We start from the raw sequence: 19046 nt of genomic DNA on the forward strand, positions 1-19046 counted from the left end.
AGTAATAAATGCAGTTAGTGCAGAAGGTCGTTGAGCAGTTTGAACAGGCAAAATGTTCACAACCGTTTTCCCAATTAGGTGTTATCGAGGGCGAAGGTGAATTACTTCTTCGCGTATGGCGTCCAGAAGCAACATCGATAACGATAACGTGGGATAGCCCTGCACTGAAAGACATATCGTTACTGCCTATTTCAACCTCAGGTTTATTTGAAGCTGTCATTCCAAGAGACTGTATTAGTCATGTTTATCGCGTTGTTGTTAATAAAGGGCAGCAACAGTACGATTACATCGACCCCTACCAGTTTAAAGAACAGGCTTATCACGCCGTTCACTTTATCGACAGCACACCGTTCAACTTATATCAGCAAGCGGGCGCTCAGTTGCTCACAGTAGATGCTTCAGATAAAGCGTCAATAGAAGGTGTCAGGTATTGTGTGTTCGCACCGAATGCGTCGGCAGTGTCGGTAATAGGCGATTTTAACCAGTGGGATGGCCGGGTTCATCCTATGGAAAAAACATCCATGGGTTACTGGGTGTTGTTTATTCCAGGTATGGCCGAAGGCGAGCGCTACAAATATCAAGTTAAAGACTCTCGTGGCCACGACCTGCCGCATAAAGCCGACCCTCTAGGATTCAGCGCTGAGCAATACCCTTCCCACGCATCTAAAGTATATAACCACGACAACTACGCGTGGAATGATGACGAATGGTTGGAGAAACGAAAAGCAAATAAATACACCACACCTATGAGCATTTACGAAGTTCATTTGGGGTCATGGAAACGTCCAAATAGCGAGAGCGATGCACGCTATTTAAGCTATAAAGAATTAGCTGACAACTTAATCGATTACGTTAGCGACATGGGCTATACCCATGTTGAGTTACTGCCCATATCAGAATTTCCATTCGATGGCTCTTGGGGATATCAGCCCGTGGGTATGTTTGCACCGACAAGCCGATTTGGCGACCCTGACGATTTCAAATACTTTGTCGACCGCTGCCACCAAGCAGGTGTTGGCGTTATTATTGATTGGGTTCCAGCTCACTTTCCTGAAGACGGACACGGATTGGCGCGCTTTGACGGCACGTGCATGTATGAGTATGAGGATCCTAAGAAGGGCTGGCACCCAGATTGGAATTCATGCATTTACGATTTTGGCAAAGACACGGTTCGTCAGTTTTTAGTCGCCAACGCGTTATTCTGGTTAGATAAATTCCACATCGACGGTTTGCGCGTCGACGCCGTAGCGTCAATGCTGTACTTGGATTACTCACGCAATGATGGCGAATGGATCCCCAATGTGGATGGCGGAAACGAGAATTACGAAGCCATCAGCTTGTTGCGTTGGATGAACGAAGAAGTCTACAAACACTTCCCTGACGCGATGACGATTGCTGAAGAGTCAACGTCTTTCCCTAAAGTTTCTCGCCCCGTGTTTGACGGTGGTTTAGGGTTTGGCTTTAAATGGAACATGGGATGGATGCACGATTCATTGCATTACATTGCCAAAGACCCCGCATACAGAAATTACCATCACGGCGATATTACCTTCAGCATGGTTTATTCATTTGACGAAAATTTTGTGCTGCCAATTTCCCACGATGAAGTTGTGCACGGTAAAGGGAGTATGCTGCGTAAAATGCCCGGTGACGAGTGGCAACAAACGGCTAACTTACGCTGCTACGCTGGGTTTATGTACGGGCACCCGGGCAAAAAGCTTAACTTTATGGGTAACGAGTTAGGTCAGTCGTCAGAGTGGAATCACGACAGTGAACTAGACTGGCACCTTTTGAACTTCGACCGTCATAAAGGGGTTCAAGCTGTTTACAAAGCCCTTAATCATTTGTACACAACAACGCCTGCGCTTTATGAACAAGATCATCACGCCGATGGTTTTGCATGGATAGACCACAGCAATGCGGGGCAAAGCATAGTTTCCTTTGTCCGAAACGCAAAGTCCTCAAAACAAAAAGTGTATGTTATTACCAACTTTACACCAATACCTTATGAAAACTTCAGAGTAGGAGTAGACTCCAAAAATACGCTGACGCTTGCGCTTAACACCGACGATGTTAAGTTTTGGGGAAGCGGTATGACGGTATTAAGTAAAGCTACACCGCAAAAAACGGCGTGGAATGACAGAGATTATTCGGTAGAACTTACGATACCGCCGCTTGCGACAATATTTTATGTGGTTAATGAAACGTAATAATGAAAAGTAATTAGGCGCGGTACACCATAGGCACAGAAAAATGCACCCTTAGGTATAATTTCGCAAAGTGAATGAGCAGTGAATAAAGACGTGAAGCTGAATAAAATAAACAATATAAAAAGTGGTACATCATTTCCTTTAGGAGCCACTGTAGACGCAGATGGATGTAATTTTGCAGTGTATGCACCAGGGGCATCCGCCGTTATATTGTGCCTTTTTAACAGCGATACAGAGCAAACGACTCACGAGCAAGCGTTACCAGAAAAAACCGGGGACGTGTGGCATGGTTTTGTAGATGGCATTGCAGCCGGGCAGCTTTATGGCTATCGCGTTGAACGAGCAAAGGGTGACCTTGACGAAGTAACGCGAGAGAAGCTGTTAATCGACCCCTATGCAAAGAAAATTAGCCGACCTATTAAATGGAATCGTCGTCAGTATGACGATGATTCACAGTTTATGGTCCCTAAATGTTTAGTTATTGACGTCGCGGCATATGCACATTGTGATACGTCTCGTCCGAATATCGCAAAACACAATCGCATTGTTTACGAGGCCCATGTCAAAGGCTTAACAAAGTTACACCCTGATGTGCCTAAGGCGCATCAGGGTAAGTTCCTTGGCGCCGCCCATCCAAGTGTCATTAATCATATTAAGGCACTAGGCGTCACCACTGTGCAATTTATGCCTCTGTGCTCGTTTATGCCGGAACCCTTTATTACAGATAAAGGGCTAACCAATTACTGGGGATATAACCCTGTTAATTTTTTTGCACCAGAGCCCCGCTACGGTGTGTCTGACGCACTGGCTGAACTTAAACAGATGGTGAATAGTTACCATGAGGCCGGTATTGAAGTCATTGTGGATGTGGTATTCAACCATACCGCCGAGGCCGGATTTGGCGGTCCAATATTGTCCTACAAAGGGCTGTGTCCTTATGAAGCCTACTTACTTGAGCAGACGGACGCCGGTGAAGTATTTTTTTCAAATCACTCAGGCTGCGGCAATACCATTAACACTGCACAACCTTTTATGATGGGGCTTATCCTTGATGCCATGCGTCATTGGGTAAATGTTATTGGTGTTGATGGGTTTAGGTTTGACTTAGCCGTGTCTCTAGGCCGGGAACCTCAGCATTTTAACAGTCAGTCGGGCCTACTAAGAGCAATCAGTGCAGATCCGGTGCTTAGCAACAAAGTATTGCTTGCTGAGCCGTGGGACATTGGTCCTGGAGGCTATCAAGTCGGCAACTTTGAATCACCGTGGCTAGAAGTCAATGACAAATACCGAGACACAGTTCGCGCGTTTTGGCGCGGCGATGATGGTCAAACCCCCGACTTTGCAACCCGCCTAATGGGCTCTAGAGATATATTCCATAAAGGCCATCGCCACATCTCTACGTCAGTCAACAATATTACCTATCACGATGGGTTTACCCTGCACGATATGGTGACCTACGCCGATCGCCACAACCTCGATAATTTAGAAGATAATCGCGATGGCCATGGGAATAACCTTTCTGCCAATTACGGCGTTGAAGGGGAGACCAAGGACAGTGCCATTTTGGCAGTTCGTGAACGCCAAAAACGCAACTTGTTTGCTACACTTATTTTTTCCCAAGGAACGCCGCATATACTCGGTGGCGATGAACTAAGCCGAACGCAAAACGGAAACAATAACGCGTACTGTCAAGATAATGCCATAAGTTGGCTAAATTGGGAGATGAACAAAAGCAAACAGGACTTTCTGCAGTTTTGTCAGTTTGTTATTCGCTTACGCCAATCATCCACTTTATTGAGCGAGCTAAAACTTCACGATGATTCGTTTACGTTGTCGAGAAATGTAAAAGCCATTAATTGGTTCAAACCAGATGGTTCTGACAAAGCCTCCGAAGACTGGAATGCGCATCACAACAAGGCTTTTGGCGTTGAGATTAAAGGTTACCGTGACGGCAATGTTAAGCCCGAGCATTGGTTTTTATGCGTTAACGCCAGTGAAAATGACGTACGGTTCCATTTACCTACGTCAAAACGTTGTGGTGGCTGGACACTGAAGCTAGATACGCGTTATGCCTCACTTGATGACCAGCCTTCAATTTGTATTCAGCAGGTCTTTTTACAAGCAAGCAGGTCGTTAACCTTATTCAGTTTCTCTGAATTAACCCGCTAACAGCGAGTTAACCTTTACCAGCGGTGGTAAATACGGCATACCGCACTATATTTTCGATGTTTGACTGTTCTTTATATCATCAAGTGGTAACATGCTCTCCCATCTAAATGTGAGGGTTTTCCTATGCAAAATAATGGTGGCAGTTCGCACAAAGATACTTTGTGCGATATCGGTTTTATCGGTTTAGGGGTAATGGGTAACAACCTTACTATGAACCTAGTAGATCATGGTTATCGAGTGGCATGCTTCGACTTAGATCAAAATAAAGTTGATGCAATTCTTGCCAAAGATGAAAGTGAAAGAGAACGCAATACACCCCCACGGGTTGAAGGTTGCAGTTCTTATACTGAATTGCTCAGTAAACTTAAAGCGCCACACCTTATTATCCTCTCAGTGCCGGCCGGCGACCCCGTTGACCACGTGTGTAACCACCTTATTGATGCAGGCATTCAAGCCGACGATATCGTTGTTGATACGGGAAACAGCTTGTGGACCGACTCAGTTGCTCGTGAAGATCAGTACAAAGGCAAATTCATATTCTTCTCTACTGCGGTATCTGGCGGTGAGGTAGGGGCTCGTTTTGGTCCTTCGCTAATGCCATCGGGTAACCCCTATGCGTGGACGCGTATTGAGCCTGTTTTGAAATCTATTGCAGCAAAAGTTGACGCTGAAACCGGAAAGCCTATCGAAAGCTACGTACCAGGTAAGCCAGTGGTTGGCGGTGAGCCCTGCGCAACTTATATAGGCCCTGTGGGTGCAGGCCACTACGTGAAAATGGTGCACAACGGCATCGAATATGCCGATATGCAGCTTATTTGTGAAGCATACCAAATTATGCGCGATGCGCTTCACATGGCGCCTGCTGAAATAGCAGAAGTATTCCGCCGCTGGAACGATGGTAAGCTCAATAGCTATCTCATTGAAATCAGCGCTGAAGTACTCGAACAGCTAGACCCTGAGACCAAACAACCTCTAGTGGATGTTATCTTAGACCGAGCAGGGCAAAAAGGCACTGGCCTATGGACTGCGGTAAGTGCGTTGCAAGTAGGAAGCCCAGCTCAAACAATTACGGCAGCGGTTTTTGCCCGCAGTATTTCAAGCTTAAAGGAAGAACGCGTGGCGGCAAGCCAAGTACTGGCAGGCCCAGAAGCCTCTTTGTTTGATGATGAACAAAAAATGTCAATCATCAACAAGCTTGAGCAGGCGTTATATTGCTCGAAAATTTGTGCATACGCACAAGGTTTCCAGCTAATGGCAATGGCAGGTAAAGAGCATGGCTGGACATTAGACTTTGGCGAAATAGCAAAAATATGGCGAGCTGGATGTATTATCCGCGCCGTATTCTTACAGTCTATTTCAAAAGCTTATGAAAATAACGAAGACCTGGCTAATTTGTTAATGGACCCGTATTTTGCAGAGCAAATTACCGAGTATCAGGCTGATTGGCGTGAGTCTATTGCACAATCTGCACTTGCGGGAATTCCATGCCCTGCAATGATGTCGGCACTCAGCTATTACGACTCGTACCGTTCAGCAGTATTACCGGCAAATCTGCTTCAAGGGCAGCGTGACTATTTTGGAGCGCATACCTACCAGCGCGTTGATAAGCCAGCGGGTAAAAAGTATCACATCGAGTGGAGTGATCCCTCACGACCAGAGACTGCTATAAAACGTTAATCGTTAGCGATATACACTTAGCGGTTTAGCGTTACTCACATAAGAAGGGTGTATTTGGTAGCAAATACACCCTTTTTGTTAGTCTGTTTACCCACATTCTTTTTTTAAGTGTGAGGTTTAACAGACTGGCTACAAAAGTGAGCACTGGTAACCCGCTAACGTAAATTGGATTATTTTGAACAAAGAGAGGGTGTAATGTCAGACGATAAATGGAAAGAAAAGCTGAGCGAGCAAGAGTACCGTATTTGCCGTCAGGCCGAGACAGAGAGACCATTCACTGGCGCATTGCTCGATGAAACCCGTGGTGGTGTGTATGTCTGTAAATGCTGCGATGCGCCATTGTTCCCCTCAGACACAAAATTTGATGCAGGGTGCGGTTGGCCTTCGTTTTATAAACAACTAGACGATGGCAATGTAGATTATCGCGAAGATGTATCGCACGGCATGCGTCGAGTAGAAATAATATGTAAGCAGTGTGATTCACACCTAGGCCACGTATTCCCAGATGGCCCAGAACCAACAGGTCAGCGATACTGCGTAAACTCAGTCTCTATGACATTTAAGAGTGAGAATAACGAAGTAGTAAAAGGCTAACACTACAGGCGAGGTTAAAGGTAAACAGGTGGTTAAAATTTGAGCTTGTTTCGTCATCGCTTTCAATTGTAGAAAAAAAACCGCCAACTTAAGGCGGTTTTTTTGTGTTTTCTAGGCTTTTAAAATGTAATTTACTTTCAATACTAGAGCTTGTTGAGCTGTAATTTTGCAGCATCAAACGTACTGCTATTGAGGGCACTGATGATGTCGGCAGTGACCGAGTCGAGTATGTCTGTAGGTAAGTCGAAGCGTTCACCTAACTGCACGCGCTGCGTGTCAGGTAATCTATCGTCATACTCTTCTGCTACGCCATACCACACATAGGCCATTCGGTAGTTGTCTGCATCTATGCCTATTGATGCCAAAGAATGGTAGACACCAATGTCAATGTCGTCACTGTCGGTATAAAGGCTTAGTGCGCGATAAAGTGTCTCTATGGTTCGCGTAGGGTCATTTTTAATTTGCACAGAGGCCAAGTTAACCAGTAGTTCAGGATCTTTGACTTGGTCGCTTGCTGCATAGCGTTCGAAGCGATGAAACGCGTCGTCATCACCGAAGCGTGTCCAGTGGTAATAGCTTAGGTGAGGGTCTAAGGAGTCTTTTGTTTCTCGGGCTAAACGCTGCAATTCTCTTCTCGCGGTGATAACCCCTTTTAGGCGCGTTGCCTCCTTGCCTTTACGCTTTATATGTTCAATGTGCTGCACTTCTTGAACGCACTCAAGGTAGGTTTCGAAAGACAGGAGTAGGGGATATTTATAGGCATCACTCGACGGGTTTTGGTTGTAGTAACGCAGCCTAATAATCTCTGCTCTTTGCGGCGTGCATCGAGCATCTAAGCTCAAGTCTACACACATATTCTCATGCTCAGCGCAAATTTCTTTGATGGTGGGCTCGAACCAATCACTGCAGCCACTTAGCACAACTAACGATGCCACAAGGCAGGCGGCTTTGTAATAACTTGTTGGAAACTTACTAAATAATGTACGTCCATTCATAAAATATAATGCATTTTTGAAATTAATAGACAATTTGGTCTTCCCTGAGTGTTTAATTAAACTACGTCCCACGATCGTCAGGCAAAAACTCACCTACGTGTACCCATAGAATAATAAAAAGCCGACGTGAAACCAACGTAAATTTACATCCATGAAGGCTGAAGCATGAATCAACAGTATGAGCAGGAATTACAAAGTAGCTGGCAAGAGCGTCAGGAATACGCAGAAATTATGCTGCCTTTGATAGGCAAGCTGTATCGCAACAAAGCCGTAGAGATATCCGTATACGGCCGCTCTCTTCTCAATGCCAGTGCTATCGACATCATTAAAGCGCACCGCAAGGTCCGTTTGCACGAAGGCATTAAGTTACGTTTGCGTGAAAGCTACCCTATATTGGAAGCGCTGAGTACTATGAAGATTGCTCCAGCGCAAATTGATATCGGCAAACTGGCGTTTGACTTTCACTATGGTTCAGCCGTTGATAACGATGACTTATCCGCGTATCTCACTGACAAACTCAGTGACGTGGTTGATAAAGACGATAATCAGCAGCCTCAAGATGTTGTGCTTTACGGGTTTGGTCGAATAGGCCGTTTACTAGCGCGTTTGCTAATCGAGCGTCAGGGTAAAAACAACAAGCTTCGTTTACGTGCCATTGTAGTGCGCGGTGGTCGCGATGGCGATTTGGAAAAACGTGCGAGTTTACTTCGCAGAGACTCAGTGCACGGTCCATTCAACGGCAGTATTACGATTGACCACGAGCGCAATGCACTAAAAGCAAACGGCTCGTTTATTCAGGTTATCTATGCCAACAGTCCTGATGAAGTGGATTACACGCAATACGGTATCGACAACGCTATTATCATTGATAATACCGGTATTTGGCGCGACCGAGACGGGTTAGGTCTTCACTTAAAAGCAAAAGGCGCAGCAAAGGCGGTACTGACCGCGCCTGGTAAAGGCGACATTAAAAACATCGTACATGGTGTTAATGACGGCGAAGTGACCCTTGATGATACCATTGTATCGGCGGCCAGCTGTACCACCAACGCTATCACACCAGTGTTAAAAGCCCTTGATGAAGAATATGGCATTAAGAATGGCCATGTTGAAACTGTTCACTCTTACACAAACGATCAAAACCTTATCGATAACTATCACAAAGGGGATCGTCGAGGTCGAAGTGCACCACTTAATATGGTGATCACGGAAACCGGCGCAGCGAAAGCAGTGGCGAAGGCATACCCTAAATTAGGCGGTAAGCTAACGGGTAACGCGATTCGTGTGCCTACCCCCAATGTGTCTATGGCAATTTTGAACCTCAATTTAGAGAAAGCCACAGACAAGCTATCGGTCAACGAGTTCTTACGCGATACCGCTTTATTTTCTAAATTGCAGCACCAAATAGACTACACAGCAAGCAAAGAAATTGTATCCACCGACTTGGTAGGTTCAAGAGCTGCGTCAGTAGTAGATTCACAGGCAACTATCGTGTCTGATGACCGTTTAACACTTTACGTGTGGTATGACAACGAGTTTGGCTATAGCTGCCAGGTGCTTCGCGTGGTTCGCGATATGGCCAACCTTAGCTTTCCAACGCTGCCGCTTTAGTAAGCTAAGCGACTGCTCAAATCAGTACATAGCTGCTAGCAAAAACACAGAGCGTTAATTGATTAAAAAACCGACCGACAGAGTCGGTTTTTTTATTAGTGTAAACAAATTGTGTACTCCATGCTGGTAAAACCAGCCAGTGCGCATGGTATTTGTGTCGCTGACTATGCTAAATTAGCGCACAAATAATAAGGGAAACGACAGTCTATGCATATCTCCAGTCAATTCGACAGCGGCAACATTAATGTTGTTAGCGCAGAGTCTCCAGAAGATATTCTTCTCACCATACCAAAAGACAACCAATCAGAATTTGCCCAATGGTTTCATTTTCGTCTTGTGGGCGAAACGTTTGTCACCCATACAATGACCATCCAAGGGTTGGCAAAATCTGCGTATCCTGATGGTTGGAAGGGGTATAACGTTCTTGCTTCTTACGATAGGCAAACCTGGTTTCGTGTTCCAAGTGAATTTGACGGAGACAATCTCACCTTCTCACTCACGTTAGAACAGCCAAGCGTGTATTTTGCGTATTTCATTCCTTATAGTTACGAACGTCACCTAGACCTAGTTCACGACGCGCAAATGTCACTGTTGTGTGAGCACCGCTTTCTAGGGCTAACGCTAGATGGTCGTGACATGTCGATGTTAGTTATTGGCGAAGAAACACCTAACAAGAAAAAAGTATGGATAACAGCCCGTCAGCATCCTGGTGAAACCATGGCCGAATGGTGCGCAGAGGGCATTATTTATCGGTTGCTGGACGAACAAGACGGTTTGGCTCGACAGTTGCTAGACAACGCCGTGTTTTATGTCGTACCAAACATGAACCCGGACGGCAGTGCCAGAGGGCATTTGCGTACAAACGCTGTGGGCACCAATCTAAACCGAGAATGGGCAACACCGACACCTGAAAAAAGTCCTGAAGTACTGTTTGTGTTAAAGGCAATGGAAGATGCAGGCGTGGATGTGTACCTCGATTTGCACGGTGATGAAGCACTGCCGTACAATTTTGTTGCAGGCAGCGAAGGAAACCCGAGCTATAACGACGAAATAAAAGCGTTGGAGGACACATTTAAATCGGCTTTACTTAATGCAACACCGGAGTTTCAAGATGAATTTGGCTACGACAAAGACGCGCCGGGTAAAGCAAATTTAACGGTGGCGTCGAATGCAGTGGGCGAAAAATTCACTTGCATGGCGTATACCGTTGAAATGCCGTTTAAAGATAACGCAAACGTACCTGACGATGTTTATGGTTGGTCTGTTCAGCGATGCCGTCAGCTTGGCGAAGATATTCTCGTAGCTGTAAATGCTGTCGTAAAAAAACTCAATAACGATAAATAAAAAGAAGCGCCCGCTTCTAACAATAAAGGCCTCAGCGAATGAGGTCTTTTGATAAAAACAACAAAACGAAATAATAAAAAAGGGGAAATACCTTGGAAGGGTTATACGGTTTACTTATCACGCTTGATAGCTTCTTGGGGGGCGCGAGTTGGTTTCCTTTTGTGCTTCTTGGTGTGGGCTTATTCTTCACAGTTTACTTGAAGTTTCCGCAAGTTCGCTTCTTCAAACATGCATGGCAGGTTATTACTGGTAAATTTGACAAAGAGAGCGATCCTGGCGATACCACACACTTTAGAGCGTTAACCACGGCACTTTCAGGAACCGTTGGAACAGGTAACATATCTGGTGTTGCTTTCGCTATTTTTCTCGGCGGCCCGGCGGCGCTATTTTGGATGTGGGTGACGGCCTTTTTAGGCATGACGACAAAGTTCGTCGAAGTGACCTTGTCGCACAAATACCGAGTTAAGACAGAAGATGGTACGATGGCCGGTGGACCTATGTACTACATGGACCGTCGCTTAAACATGAAGTGGTTAGCCGTAGCGTTCGCGATTGCCACTGTAGTTAGCTCGTTTGGAACGGGTAACCTTCCACAAAGTAACGGTATTGCACAAAGTATCGAAGCCACCTTTGGTTTTGAGCCTTGGCTTGTAGGTAGCGTGCTGGGTATTTTACTCGCGCTGGTTATTCTAGGCGGCATTCAACGCATTGCGGCATTCACCGCCCGCGTTGTTCCTGCAATGGCGGTTATCTATCTCATTGGCGCTATGGCGGTTATTTTTGCCAATCTCGAGAATATCATTCCCTCATTCTTATCGGTAATCAGCGATGCGTTTACCGGGTCTGCCGCAGCAGGTGGATTCTTAGGTGCCTCACTTGCTTACGCATTTAACCGTGGTGTAAACCGAGGTTTGTTTTCAAACGAAGCGGGTCAGGGGTCTGCGCCTATCGCTCATGCGGCAGCTAAAACCAAAGAGCCTGCATCAGAAGGAATGGTGTCTTTATTAGAGCCGTTTATCGATACTATTCTAATTTGTACTATTACAGGTTTAGTTATTCTTTCTTCTGGCGTGTGGAAAGAAAAGCATGAAAATGTATTCGACCGTTCAGACATGTTCTTTGTAGCAGGCGAATATGACGATAGTGAATCAAAAGATGTCGAAACGCTATACGGCTTTTTAAACGGGGTTGAAGGTAACGAAATTAAACCGTTTACAGGTGCGATCACCGTAGTAAATGGCACTGCAGTCAGCGGCGACTTTACCCTTATAAACTCTCGTTCAGTCGCAGAAGACGTGAAGTACTCGGTAGGCAGTGAAGATTTATTTACCGGTACATTGAAAATCGAAGACGGTAAACCGCTAAAAGAGAACCTGGAGGTAAGTGGTAAATCTCTGGTTCACTCTGCTGCACTGACTACCATTGCGTTTACCCGAGGCTTCTTCGGTGATTTCGGGCAATACATCGTGTCGGTTGGTTTGCTTTTATTCGCATTTTCAACGGCAATTGCATGGTCGTATTATGGTGACCGTGCGATGACATACCTTCTCGGTCCTCGTTCTGTTATGCCTTATCGAGTCATTTATGTCGCTGGCTTTGTGTGGGCTGCGTTCTCAGATACCACATTGGTGTGGGCGCTCTCTGCGGTAGCCATTGTGGTTATGACACTACCTAACTTATTTGGCATATTGATGCTGAGTAAAGAGATGAAAGAGACAGTGAACGATTATTGGTCAAGAACCAAAAATAACCGCGATAAATGAATTAAGATTAAGACAAACAAGTAGTCTTAATCGGCTTCTAAATAGTAGTAAAATGCGTGTGGTGGCGTTATTCCTAGAATAACTCTGACACGCATTTTTTGTTTGCGAAGTGTATAATCCGACTTCATTGTTGTAATCAACTTCAGTATGATACTCATCCGCGAGATAATAGTATGCGCTGGCGTACAGTTTTCGTTTTTTACTCGCAGCGAATAAACAGGAGCAACACATGGCATTAGTTGACTGCCCGTCGTGCAAGAAAAAAACTTCTGACAAGGCAAAAGAGTGTCCACATTGCGGATTTAAAATTGGCGATGCAACATCTGAAGATGTTGAGCGCAAGCAAAGCCTTAACCGTTTTCAAAAACTTCAAAGCATTCAAAATCAATCACTGCTGGCTATGCTGATATTTGTGGCAAGTTTTGGTTTTATGTATTGGGGTGGAACTAGACCGGGTGATTTGCAGCACAATCTCGCTATTCTAGGCGCTATTGTAGGTTTCGTTTGGTACCTAGTAAACCGAGCTCGAATTGTAATGATAAAGCGTTTCTCATAAATGAATATAGATGCACTAGTTAGTAGCATGACGCCAGAGGTTTACGAACGCTTGCGTCAAGCCGTAGAGACCGGAAAGTGGGTTGATGGAACGCCACTTAACGAAGAGCAAAAAGCCAGCACAATGCAGGCAGTGATGTTGTATCAGGCGAAAATTGAAAAATCGTCTGAACACATGACAGTAGGAGAGGGTGGCGAAATTGTGCATAAAAGCAAAGCCGATTTCAAACGCTCTCTATCGGACCACCAAAATGATAACAACACGATAGCGCGGTTCAAACAGGATGATATTTAGTCGTATATTTGCTCCTTCTCATACCAGTCAAAAGCCGGAAAAAAGGCTGGAAGCCATTGAAAAACTCTCACCGGAAAAACCTCAAGACAAAACGATTCTTCATGAGCTGGCCTTTAACGATGATAATGCAGACGTGAGTCTTGCAGCGTTGGCAAAGTTGAACAGCTTCGTGCTATGGCAAAAGATGGCACAAATTGCCAAGTCGCCAAAAGTAAAAAAAGCAGCCCAGCACTGTGTGAATGAAGCTATCTCAGGCAAAGGCAGTGTGGCCCTTAGCGCCGAGGAAAAGTCTTCGTTTTTGCGAGAAACGGCAAGTACGGATGTGATCATTGATGTAGTCCAGCGCGAACCTGAGCTGTTAGGCAATACTGAATTGGCTTTTGCGCTATTAGCCAAAGTCGATAAGCCTTCGTTTACGCAATACGTCTTTTTACATACAATTAATGGGCAATTGCAACGCCAGCTTATTAGCAGTCAGTCTCAGATAAATACACTGCAAAAATGGTCAAAGAAACTGAGCGACTCCCCAACGCTTGATGCGATTAATAGCCGAATTGACGAAATAAGGGCAGCAGAGCAAAAGCCTGTAGAGCTTAAAAAGCAACTTACGCTATGCTTGTCCAAATACCGTGCGCTACTTGATAAAGCCGATGTTGAACAGGTTGTAGATTTGCAATCTCGTTACCACAGTGAGCTGGAAGGCTTGTTTGCACAAGCGGGCATTCTTTCAACTGACGATAAGCAAGAGTTCGAAGAAAAGCGTAGCAAAATAACTGAGCAAGTTACGCGCTATGTCGACAGGATCCGTCCTGCGTGGGAAGAGAAGCAAAAGTCGGCGGTACTTGCAAATACACAAGCCCTTTGCGAACAGCAGCTAACCCATGCGAAAGAACAAGTAGGTTGGTTGTTCGACACGCGCTTGTGTGAAGCCACGTTAGCCGATGTTGCAACGGTAAATGAAAGTGTAAGAGGTGTTGAGTCTACGCTGGAACAGTTGGGGCAGCTTGGCAGCAATGACAAGCGAGTTAACGAGATTCAATTAGCTGTTGATACGCTAAACACAAAGCTTGAAGCGTTCTCTATGCAGCAGCAATACGGTCAAAAGTTATTGTCTAGACTGAACGTCGTTGAAGACGTGGCGCAAAAACTAAGCAGTACTGATGTGAGTGATGAACAAAAGGGCGATTTACGTAGCGAATTTGATGCTGCGATAGAGGAATATTCAGCCATCAGTCGCGAACTTATTGCACAGCCCAAGGTGCTTTTACAGCGGTTTAAGGCAGCAACTAAGCAAGTGAGAGCCGATGAAAAAGCCGCCAAATCAAAGCACCAAGACGAACTGAGACGCGTTAGAAAACAAATAAGCATTGTTGATAATCTAGTGTCACAGGGCAAATTTCGTGCGGCCATGGCTAAGTTTAAGAAGCTGTCTGATAGTGTTGCTTCGCTCCCTGAAGGTTTAAAGAAGGACATCGACAAACGTTTTCAGAAAACAGCTGACGACATAGCAAGGTTGGAAGGCTGGCAGAGCTATATTGCCGCACCGAGAAAGCCTGCTTTAGTTAAAGAGGCCAAAGTGCTGGCCGCTACGCCAGTAGAGAACATAAAACAGCGTAGTGAGTCGATAAAGTATTTACGTAGCCAATGGTTATCGCTAAATACACCATCTAGTAGTAACAATGAGCAAGAAAATGCAGCGCTGCAGCAAGAGTTTGATAACGCGCTAGAAAAGGCGTTCGAGCCTTGCAGAGAGCATTACGCTAAATTAGATGCTGAACGAGCAGCGGCGTTAGAGCTGCGTCGTTCGATTATTGAAAAAGTAGCGTCCATACCCGAAGACATTGAGCCAACTGAATTAAGCAAAACCCTTGATAGGCTTGCCAAGCAGTGGCGAGCTTGCGGTCAAGTTGAAAAGCAAGCTTACGAGCAACTAAAAGTCGAGTGGAAGGCAGTATTTTCTCCCCTTCAAAAGCGCATTTATGCGTGGCAAAACGATAATCAGACGCTTAAACAAAAGCTAGTGGATAAGGTTAATGCGCTACAAGATGCTGATGATATTAGCGACGCAGCAGAGTCTGCGCAGCAACTACAGCAAGAGTGGAAGCGCATTGGACATGCCGGTAAGCGCGAAGAGAGCCGGTTGTGGGCAGAATTTAAAGCCAGTAACGATGCCATTTTCGAACGTTTGAAAACCCAGCGTAAAGCGCAAACTAGTGAGTATACTGAGCAAGCTGAAAAGCTGTCGTCCTCTATCGCGTCTATCTCTGTAGAAGGTGATGACAGTACCTTTCAAAGTGCAGTTCAGCCTATTCAAGAAGCCATGTTAGCACTGCCAAAACCACAGCGAGTGAAGTTAGAACGCAAGCTGGAGACGCTCTTTAAGCAAAGAGAGTCTATGCAGCGTGAACATGACACAAAAGTGATAGAAGCGCGAGCTCATGCCATTATTCGGTTGCTGCAAAATGATGAACCAGAGGCTAGGACTGAGCTTTTAGAAACCTTGGGTAAGCGTTGGTCGAATTTGCTGACTAACGCTGGTGAGTCAAATGCGCCGAGGCACGATAGAGCGTGGTTAACAGTTGCGTTGGAGGTGGCTAGCGGTATGCCTAGTCCGCAATCTGACGCATCTGTACGCTCAAGTGTGCAGCTTCAAATGATGACGGCAAAACTTGAGCAAGGTGAAGCTCCAGAGGCCCAAGAAATATTGAGCGATTGGTTACAGCATGGTGAAGTGAAAGAAGACGAAGGTGGTCTTTTACAGCGTGTTGTTGCCATTATTGATAACCATCCGAGTGTGCTGGCGTAAATGGAAAATAGTGTCGAGTTTCAATTTGAGACAGAGATGTCAGCGTATAGATTTCTCAATACTGTGAAGCATGTTAATGCAGACGGGTTACGCGCTAAATTTGGTCAAACCGACCATCATGTAAGTGTAAAATATACGTATATTGTGGGTGAGTTTGATGAAACCCTGTCTACACTCGATGACTTGGCAAGAGAGCTCGGCGGTATAGAGGTTTCTTGAAGGAGATCCTTTGGTTTAATTCAGTTTAGGGCAAAAAAAAGCCCAGAAGACACAAACATAAAAAAGGCCGGTAAAAACCGGCCTTTTTTAGTTCTGTATTGTTTGTATCTAGCCCTATATTTTATATCCATAGACGGCTACGAGACAAATTAACAGTCGTCATCTTCTGCTTCAACGCCTTCTTTAACGTCTTCACATGCATCTTCTACGGCGTTACCAGCGTCGTTGGCCATATCGCCAATTTTGTCACCGCCGTCTTCAAGCGCATTGCCAGCATCTGTGACCATTTCGTCAAGCTCTTCGCCTGCGCTCTCCGCATCGTTTTCACTACATGCTGCTAGTGAAAGTACAAATGCTGATGCTGCTACTACTTTTAATAATTTCTTGAATGAACTCATGTCCTTACTCCTTTTCAATTACTACTTTATACAAGATGTTGTTTACGCTTTCGGCGCTTTACCGCGCAAAGCATTCACTAAAAGTGATATGACAAGAAAGGCGACAAATACAAAAAATAATATCTGTGCAATTCCTGTTGCTGCACCTGCGATGCCCGAGAAGCCAAAAACTGCTGCAATAATGGCGATTATAAAAAATGTGATTGCCCAGCCTAACATGACTTATTTCCTCTTGTTGCTTCCGTTATGTTCACAATAGCTTTTGCTATGATTAAGCTTCTACTATATCTAAGCTGTTGTTACATTAGTTAATGCTATCTTCGTGCCTACATTGCAAACCATTGAAAAAATTAAAGTAATTTTATTTTCTGCACTTTTGCTTGGTGTGAAGTTCACAGTGTATAGACAAGAGTTACAGGTAAATTGCATTTTTTACATTCTTACTAAAATGCTCGGCTATGTAATTGAAGCTATGTAATAAGTGCCACGTAATAAGGGCTATGCAATTTGCGTTGCACAGATAGGTAACAAAGAGATAGAGTTTAGTTGTCAGAATTGAGCAGATGATAAATGGACATATGCACAATTGATCATTTGAAGTTATTCAGGTAGCACCATTCGTTAAAATAGGTGACGGCGTTTATGGCAAATACACATTCGGCATTTATAGGGCTTATGCAGCGTGCACGCAACGTCAAGCGCTGGCCGCTAATGGCGCAGTTCCAAGATGAAATGCTATCGACCCATATCTATGAGGCGTCGGTGGTAGCGCATATGCTAGGCGCCATTGCATGTGATGTATTTAACGAGGATGTGGACCCAGATCGTGTGGCGGCAATGGCTATTTTTCACGAGGGAAGTGAAATAGCGGGGATGAGCGATATCCCAAGCCCGGTCAAATACCACGATCCTGAAACCACTGCGGCAATTAAAAAGTTAGAACGTCGTTTTGAAGCTATGCTAATAAAAACTTTACCTGAAGCTCTCCAGCAGCGATATCAATCGCTAATTGAGCAAGACAAGGAAGATGTCCATGTGACGCTTGCAAAGGCTGCTGACGTGCTATGCGCATATTTGAAATGTGACTACGAGCTATCCAAGTCGAATTCTGAGTTCTCCAACGCGATGCAAGAAATGGAAGTGCAGCTAAAGCGCTACAAGGAAAAGCTACCCGCCGTTGGTTATTTCTGCCAAATCTTCCTTGAAGATGCCAAGGGAACCCTAGATGAGCAAACAAAAGATTTAGAGTGGATAGAGCGAGCGAATACGCTCCACCTTGATGGTAACGAAAGCGGTGAGTAAAACGAATCAGTCTATGTGTTTATTTCATTCTCTTGCGTTTTGCCCAAATAGCAAGCAAAGCAGGGCCTATATACATTGCAATACCGTACACGCCTGGCGCGATAGCATAGTCAGGCGCTCTTAAAAATGTAATACAAATCAACATGGCGAGAGCCGCGTTCTGAACACCTATCTCAATGGCAAGAGTTAGGGAATCTTTAAATGAAGCTGCGGATATTTTTGCTAGTATTAATCCCATCAACACAGAGCTAAGATTAAGGGTAAGGCATACTAAAAATGCGCTTTCAAATGATGTCGCTAAGTTATCGCGCTCCGACACGAGTACGCCCACAATCATTGCCAACATAAAATACATTGAAAACTGACGAAAAAAAGTTTCCGTCTTTGTCGCAAAGCCTGTGAAAAGACGTCGAATAATCATGCCTATCACTACGGGTAAAATAGACACGCCCATAAGTCCCAATACGGTTTCAACAACCGAAAAAGCAGGCGCATTCTCTTTTACAAAGTAGTCGATAGCGAACTGAATAATGAAAGGCGTGGTAAAAACACAGGCGATAGTGGAGATGGCGGTTAAACTTACAGACAGCGCCAGATTAGCTTTCGCAATATGACTTATTAAGTTACTCGTTGTTCCCCCAGGGCATGCTGCCAAAATCATGATGCCCACAGCAATATAGGGTGGCAGTTCAAACGCGAGACAAATAGCAAAAGTGAGTAGGGGCAACAACACTATTTGACCTAAGAAACCGGTCAAAATAGCTTTAGGCGCTTTAAGTAACCGTCCAAAATCAGAAATGGTGAGCGTTAAGCCCATACCGAACATTACAAACGCCAACGCTAGAGGTAGTAATACCTCAGTAAGTACAGATGCCTGCACGCATACGCCCCTTAAAACAGCAACTTATTATTATAGTGCCGCTAGTTTACTCTGTTTAACAATAGAAAGAAGTGATGGCCCGTTATTAAGATTGATTAATTCTATGAATGATAAAATAAGCAAAAACTTATATCGGGCCCTTTAATGTAAACTGCCGAGGGCGCTTATGAAAACTGCCGAGGGCGTTCATGAAAGTTGCCAAGCGCTATTCGCCAAGCGTTATTCGCA

General features: G+C 44.9%; 16 protein-coding genes. 12 read left to right on the forward strand and 4 right to left on the reverse strand.

The window, feature by feature from the left end:
- Positions 1–8: 8 nt before the first annotated feature.
- The 4 genes from glgB (at position 9) to msrB (ending at position 6650) form a co-directional block, all read left to right on the forward strand.
- Positions 9–2210 carry a 1,4-alpha-glucan branching protein GlgB gene (gene glgB, locus V7R39_RS13175; RefSeq protein ID WP_334031232.1) on the forward strand — a complete coding sequence of 734 codons (2202 nt, stop codon included), beginning with the start codon at positions 9–11 and terminating at the stop codon, positions 2208–2210.
- An 81-nt stretch (positions 2211–2291) separates the two neighbouring features.
- The gene (glgX, locus tag V7R39_RS13180) at positions 2292–4379 is read left to right on the forward strand and encodes a glycogen debranching protein GlgX (protein WP_438823544.1); all 2088 of its coding nucleotides are present in this window, start codon (positions 2292–2294) and stop codon (positions 4377–4379) included.
- Between the two features lie 123 nt (positions 4380–4502).
- Positions 4503–6056, forward strand: coding sequence for an NADP-dependent phosphogluconate dehydrogenase (gndA, locus tag V7R39_RS13185; RefSeq protein WP_334031234.1), 1554 nt, complete (start codon positions 4503–4505; stop codon positions 6054–6056).
- A 195-nt stretch (positions 6057–6251) separates the two neighbouring features.
- A complete protein-coding gene (gene msrB, locus V7R39_RS13190; RefSeq protein ID WP_032096646.1) occupies positions 6252–6650 on the forward strand; it encodes a peptide-methionine (R)-S-oxide reductase MsrB in 399 nt (132 codons plus the stop codon).
- A gap of 143 nt (positions 6651–6793) precedes the next feature.
- Here msrB and V7R39_RS13195 read toward each other — a convergent pair whose 3' ends face one another.
- Positions 6794–7678 carry a DUF2989 domain-containing protein gene (locus V7R39_RS13195; protein ID WP_334031236.1) on the reverse strand — a complete coding sequence of 295 codons (885 nt, stop codon included), beginning with the start codon at positions 7676–7678 and terminating at the stop codon, positions 6794–6796.
- 132 nt (positions 7679–7810) lie between these two features.
- Here V7R39_RS13195 and V7R39_RS13200 point away from each other — a divergent pair, with 132 nt between their 5' ends.
- The 7 genes from V7R39_RS13200 (at position 7811) to V7R39_RS13230 (ending at position 16238) form a co-directional block, all read left to right on the forward strand.
- Positions 7811–9256, forward strand: a complete 1446-nt coding sequence (locus V7R39_RS13200) for a glyceraldehyde-3-phosphate dehydrogenase (protein ID WP_334031239.1) — start codon at positions 7811–7813, stop codon at positions 9254–9256.
- A 207-nt stretch (positions 9257–9463) separates the two neighbouring features.
- Complete coding sequence (locus V7R39_RS13205; RefSeq protein WP_334031241.1) at positions 9464–10600, forward strand: M14 family metallopeptidase; 1137 nt, start codon at positions 9464–9466, stop codon at positions 10598–10600.
- A 92-nt stretch (positions 10601–10692) separates the two neighbouring features.
- A complete protein-coding gene (locus tag V7R39_RS13210) occupies positions 10693–12363 on the forward strand; it encodes an alanine/glycine:cation symporter family protein (RefSeq protein WP_334031242.1) in 1671 nt (556 codons plus the stop codon).
- A gap of 229 nt (positions 12364–12592) precedes the next feature.
- Positions 12593–12919 carry a zinc ribbon domain-containing protein gene (locus tag V7R39_RS13215; RefSeq protein WP_163106714.1) on the forward strand — a complete coding sequence of 109 codons (327 nt, stop codon included), beginning with the start codon at positions 12593–12595 and terminating at the stop codon, positions 12917–12919.
- A complete protein-coding gene (locus V7R39_RS13220) occupies positions 12920–13213 on the forward strand; it encodes a YeaC family protein (RefSeq protein ID WP_032096640.1) in 294 nt (97 codons plus the stop codon). It begins immediately after the preceding gene.
- Positions 13203–16019, forward strand: a complete 2817-nt coding sequence (locus tag V7R39_RS13225; RefSeq protein WP_334031244.1) for a DUF349 domain-containing protein — start codon at positions 13203–13205, stop codon at positions 16017–16019. Before V7R39_RS13220 ends, V7R39_RS13225 begins: the two co-directional genes overlap by 11 nt.
- Positions 16020–16238: a hypothetical protein gene (locus V7R39_RS13230; protein ID WP_334031245.1), complete on the forward strand. Its 219-nt coding sequence runs from the start codon at positions 16020–16022 to the stop codon at positions 16236–16238.
- A gap of 149 nt (positions 16239–16387) precedes the next feature.
- Here V7R39_RS13230 and V7R39_RS13235 read toward each other — a convergent pair whose 3' ends face one another.
- Together V7R39_RS13235 and V7R39_RS13240 are read right to left on the reverse strand one after the other, a co-directional pair.
- Positions 16388–16636, reverse strand: coding sequence for a hypothetical protein (locus V7R39_RS13235; protein WP_334031247.1), 249 nt, complete (start codon positions 16634–16636; stop codon positions 16388–16390).
- Positions 16637–16678: 42 nt separating this feature from the next.
- Positions 16679–16855 carry a DUF1328 domain-containing protein gene (locus tag V7R39_RS13240; protein WP_334031249.1) on the reverse strand — a complete coding sequence of 59 codons (177 nt, stop codon included), beginning with the start codon at positions 16853–16855 and terminating at the stop codon, positions 16679–16681.
- Positions 16856–17278: 423 nt separating this feature from the next.
- Here V7R39_RS13240 and yfbR point away from each other — a divergent pair, with 423 nt between their 5' ends.
- Positions 17279–17938 (forward strand): 5'-deoxynucleotidase, encoded by a 660-nt coding sequence (gene yfbR / locus V7R39_RS13245; protein WP_334031250.1) that lies wholly within the window; start codon positions 17279–17281, stop codon positions 17936–17938.
- A gap of 19 nt (positions 17939–17957) precedes the next feature.
- Here yfbR and V7R39_RS13250 read toward each other — a convergent pair whose 3' ends face one another.
- Positions 17958–18818 (reverse strand): bile acid:sodium symporter family protein, encoded by an 861-nt coding sequence (locus V7R39_RS13250; protein ID WP_334031252.1) that lies wholly within the window; start codon positions 18816–18818, stop codon positions 17958–17960.
- Positions 18819–19046: the final 228 nt, after the last annotated feature.

The sequence above is a fragment of the Alteromonas sp. P256 genome, assembly GCF_036864455.1.
Lineage (GTDB): Bacteria > Pseudomonadota > Gammaproteobacteria > Enterobacterales > Alteromonadaceae > Alteromonas.

Excerpts from the sequence above, each read along its gene's own strand:
- glgB (WP_334031232.1), top strand. The coding sequence starts at position 9 with ATGCAGTTAGTGCAGAAGGTCGTTGAGCAGTTTGAACAGGCAAAATGT.
- gndA (WP_334031234.1), top strand. The coding sequence starts at position 4,503 with ATGCAAAATAATGGTGGCAGTTCGCACAAAGATACTTTGTGCGATATC.
- msrB (WP_032096646.1), top strand. The coding sequence starts at position 6,252 with ATGTCAGACGATAAATGGAAAGAAAAGCTGAGCGAGCAAGAGTACCGT.
- V7R39_RS13200 (WP_334031239.1), top strand. The coding sequence starts at position 7,811 with ATGAATCAACAGTATGAGCAGGAATTACAAAGTAGCTGGCAAGAGCGT.
- V7R39_RS13205 (WP_334031241.1), top strand. The coding sequence starts at position 9,464 with ATGCATATCTCCAGTCAATTCGACAGCGGCAACATTAATGTTGTTAGC.
- V7R39_RS13215 (WP_163106714.1), top strand. The coding sequence starts at position 12,593 with ATGGCATTAGTTGACTGCCCGTCGTGCAAGAAAAAAACTTCTGACAAG.
- V7R39_RS13220 (WP_032096640.1), top strand. The coding sequence starts at position 12,920 with ATGAATATAGATGCACTAGTTAGTAGCATGACGCCAGAGGTTTACGAA.
- V7R39_RS13225 (WP_334031244.1), top strand. The coding sequence starts at position 13,203 with ATGATATTTAGTCGTATATTTGCTCCTTCTCATACCAGTCAAAAGCCG.
- V7R39_RS13230 (WP_334031245.1), top strand. The coding sequence starts at position 16,020 with ATGGAAAATAGTGTCGAGTTTCAATTTGAGACAGAGATGTCAGCGTAT.
- V7R39_RS13235 (WP_334031247.1), bottom strand. The coding sequence starts at position 16,636 with ATGAGTTCATTCAAGAAATTATTAAAAGTAGTAGCAGCATCAGCATTT.
- V7R39_RS13240 (WP_334031249.1), bottom strand. The coding sequence starts at position 16,855 with ATGTTAGGCTGGGCAATCACATTTTTTATAATCGCCATTATTGCAGCA.
- yfbR (WP_334031250.1), top strand. The coding sequence starts at position 17,279 with ATGGCAAATACACATTCGGCATTTATAGGGCTTATGCAGCGTGCACGC.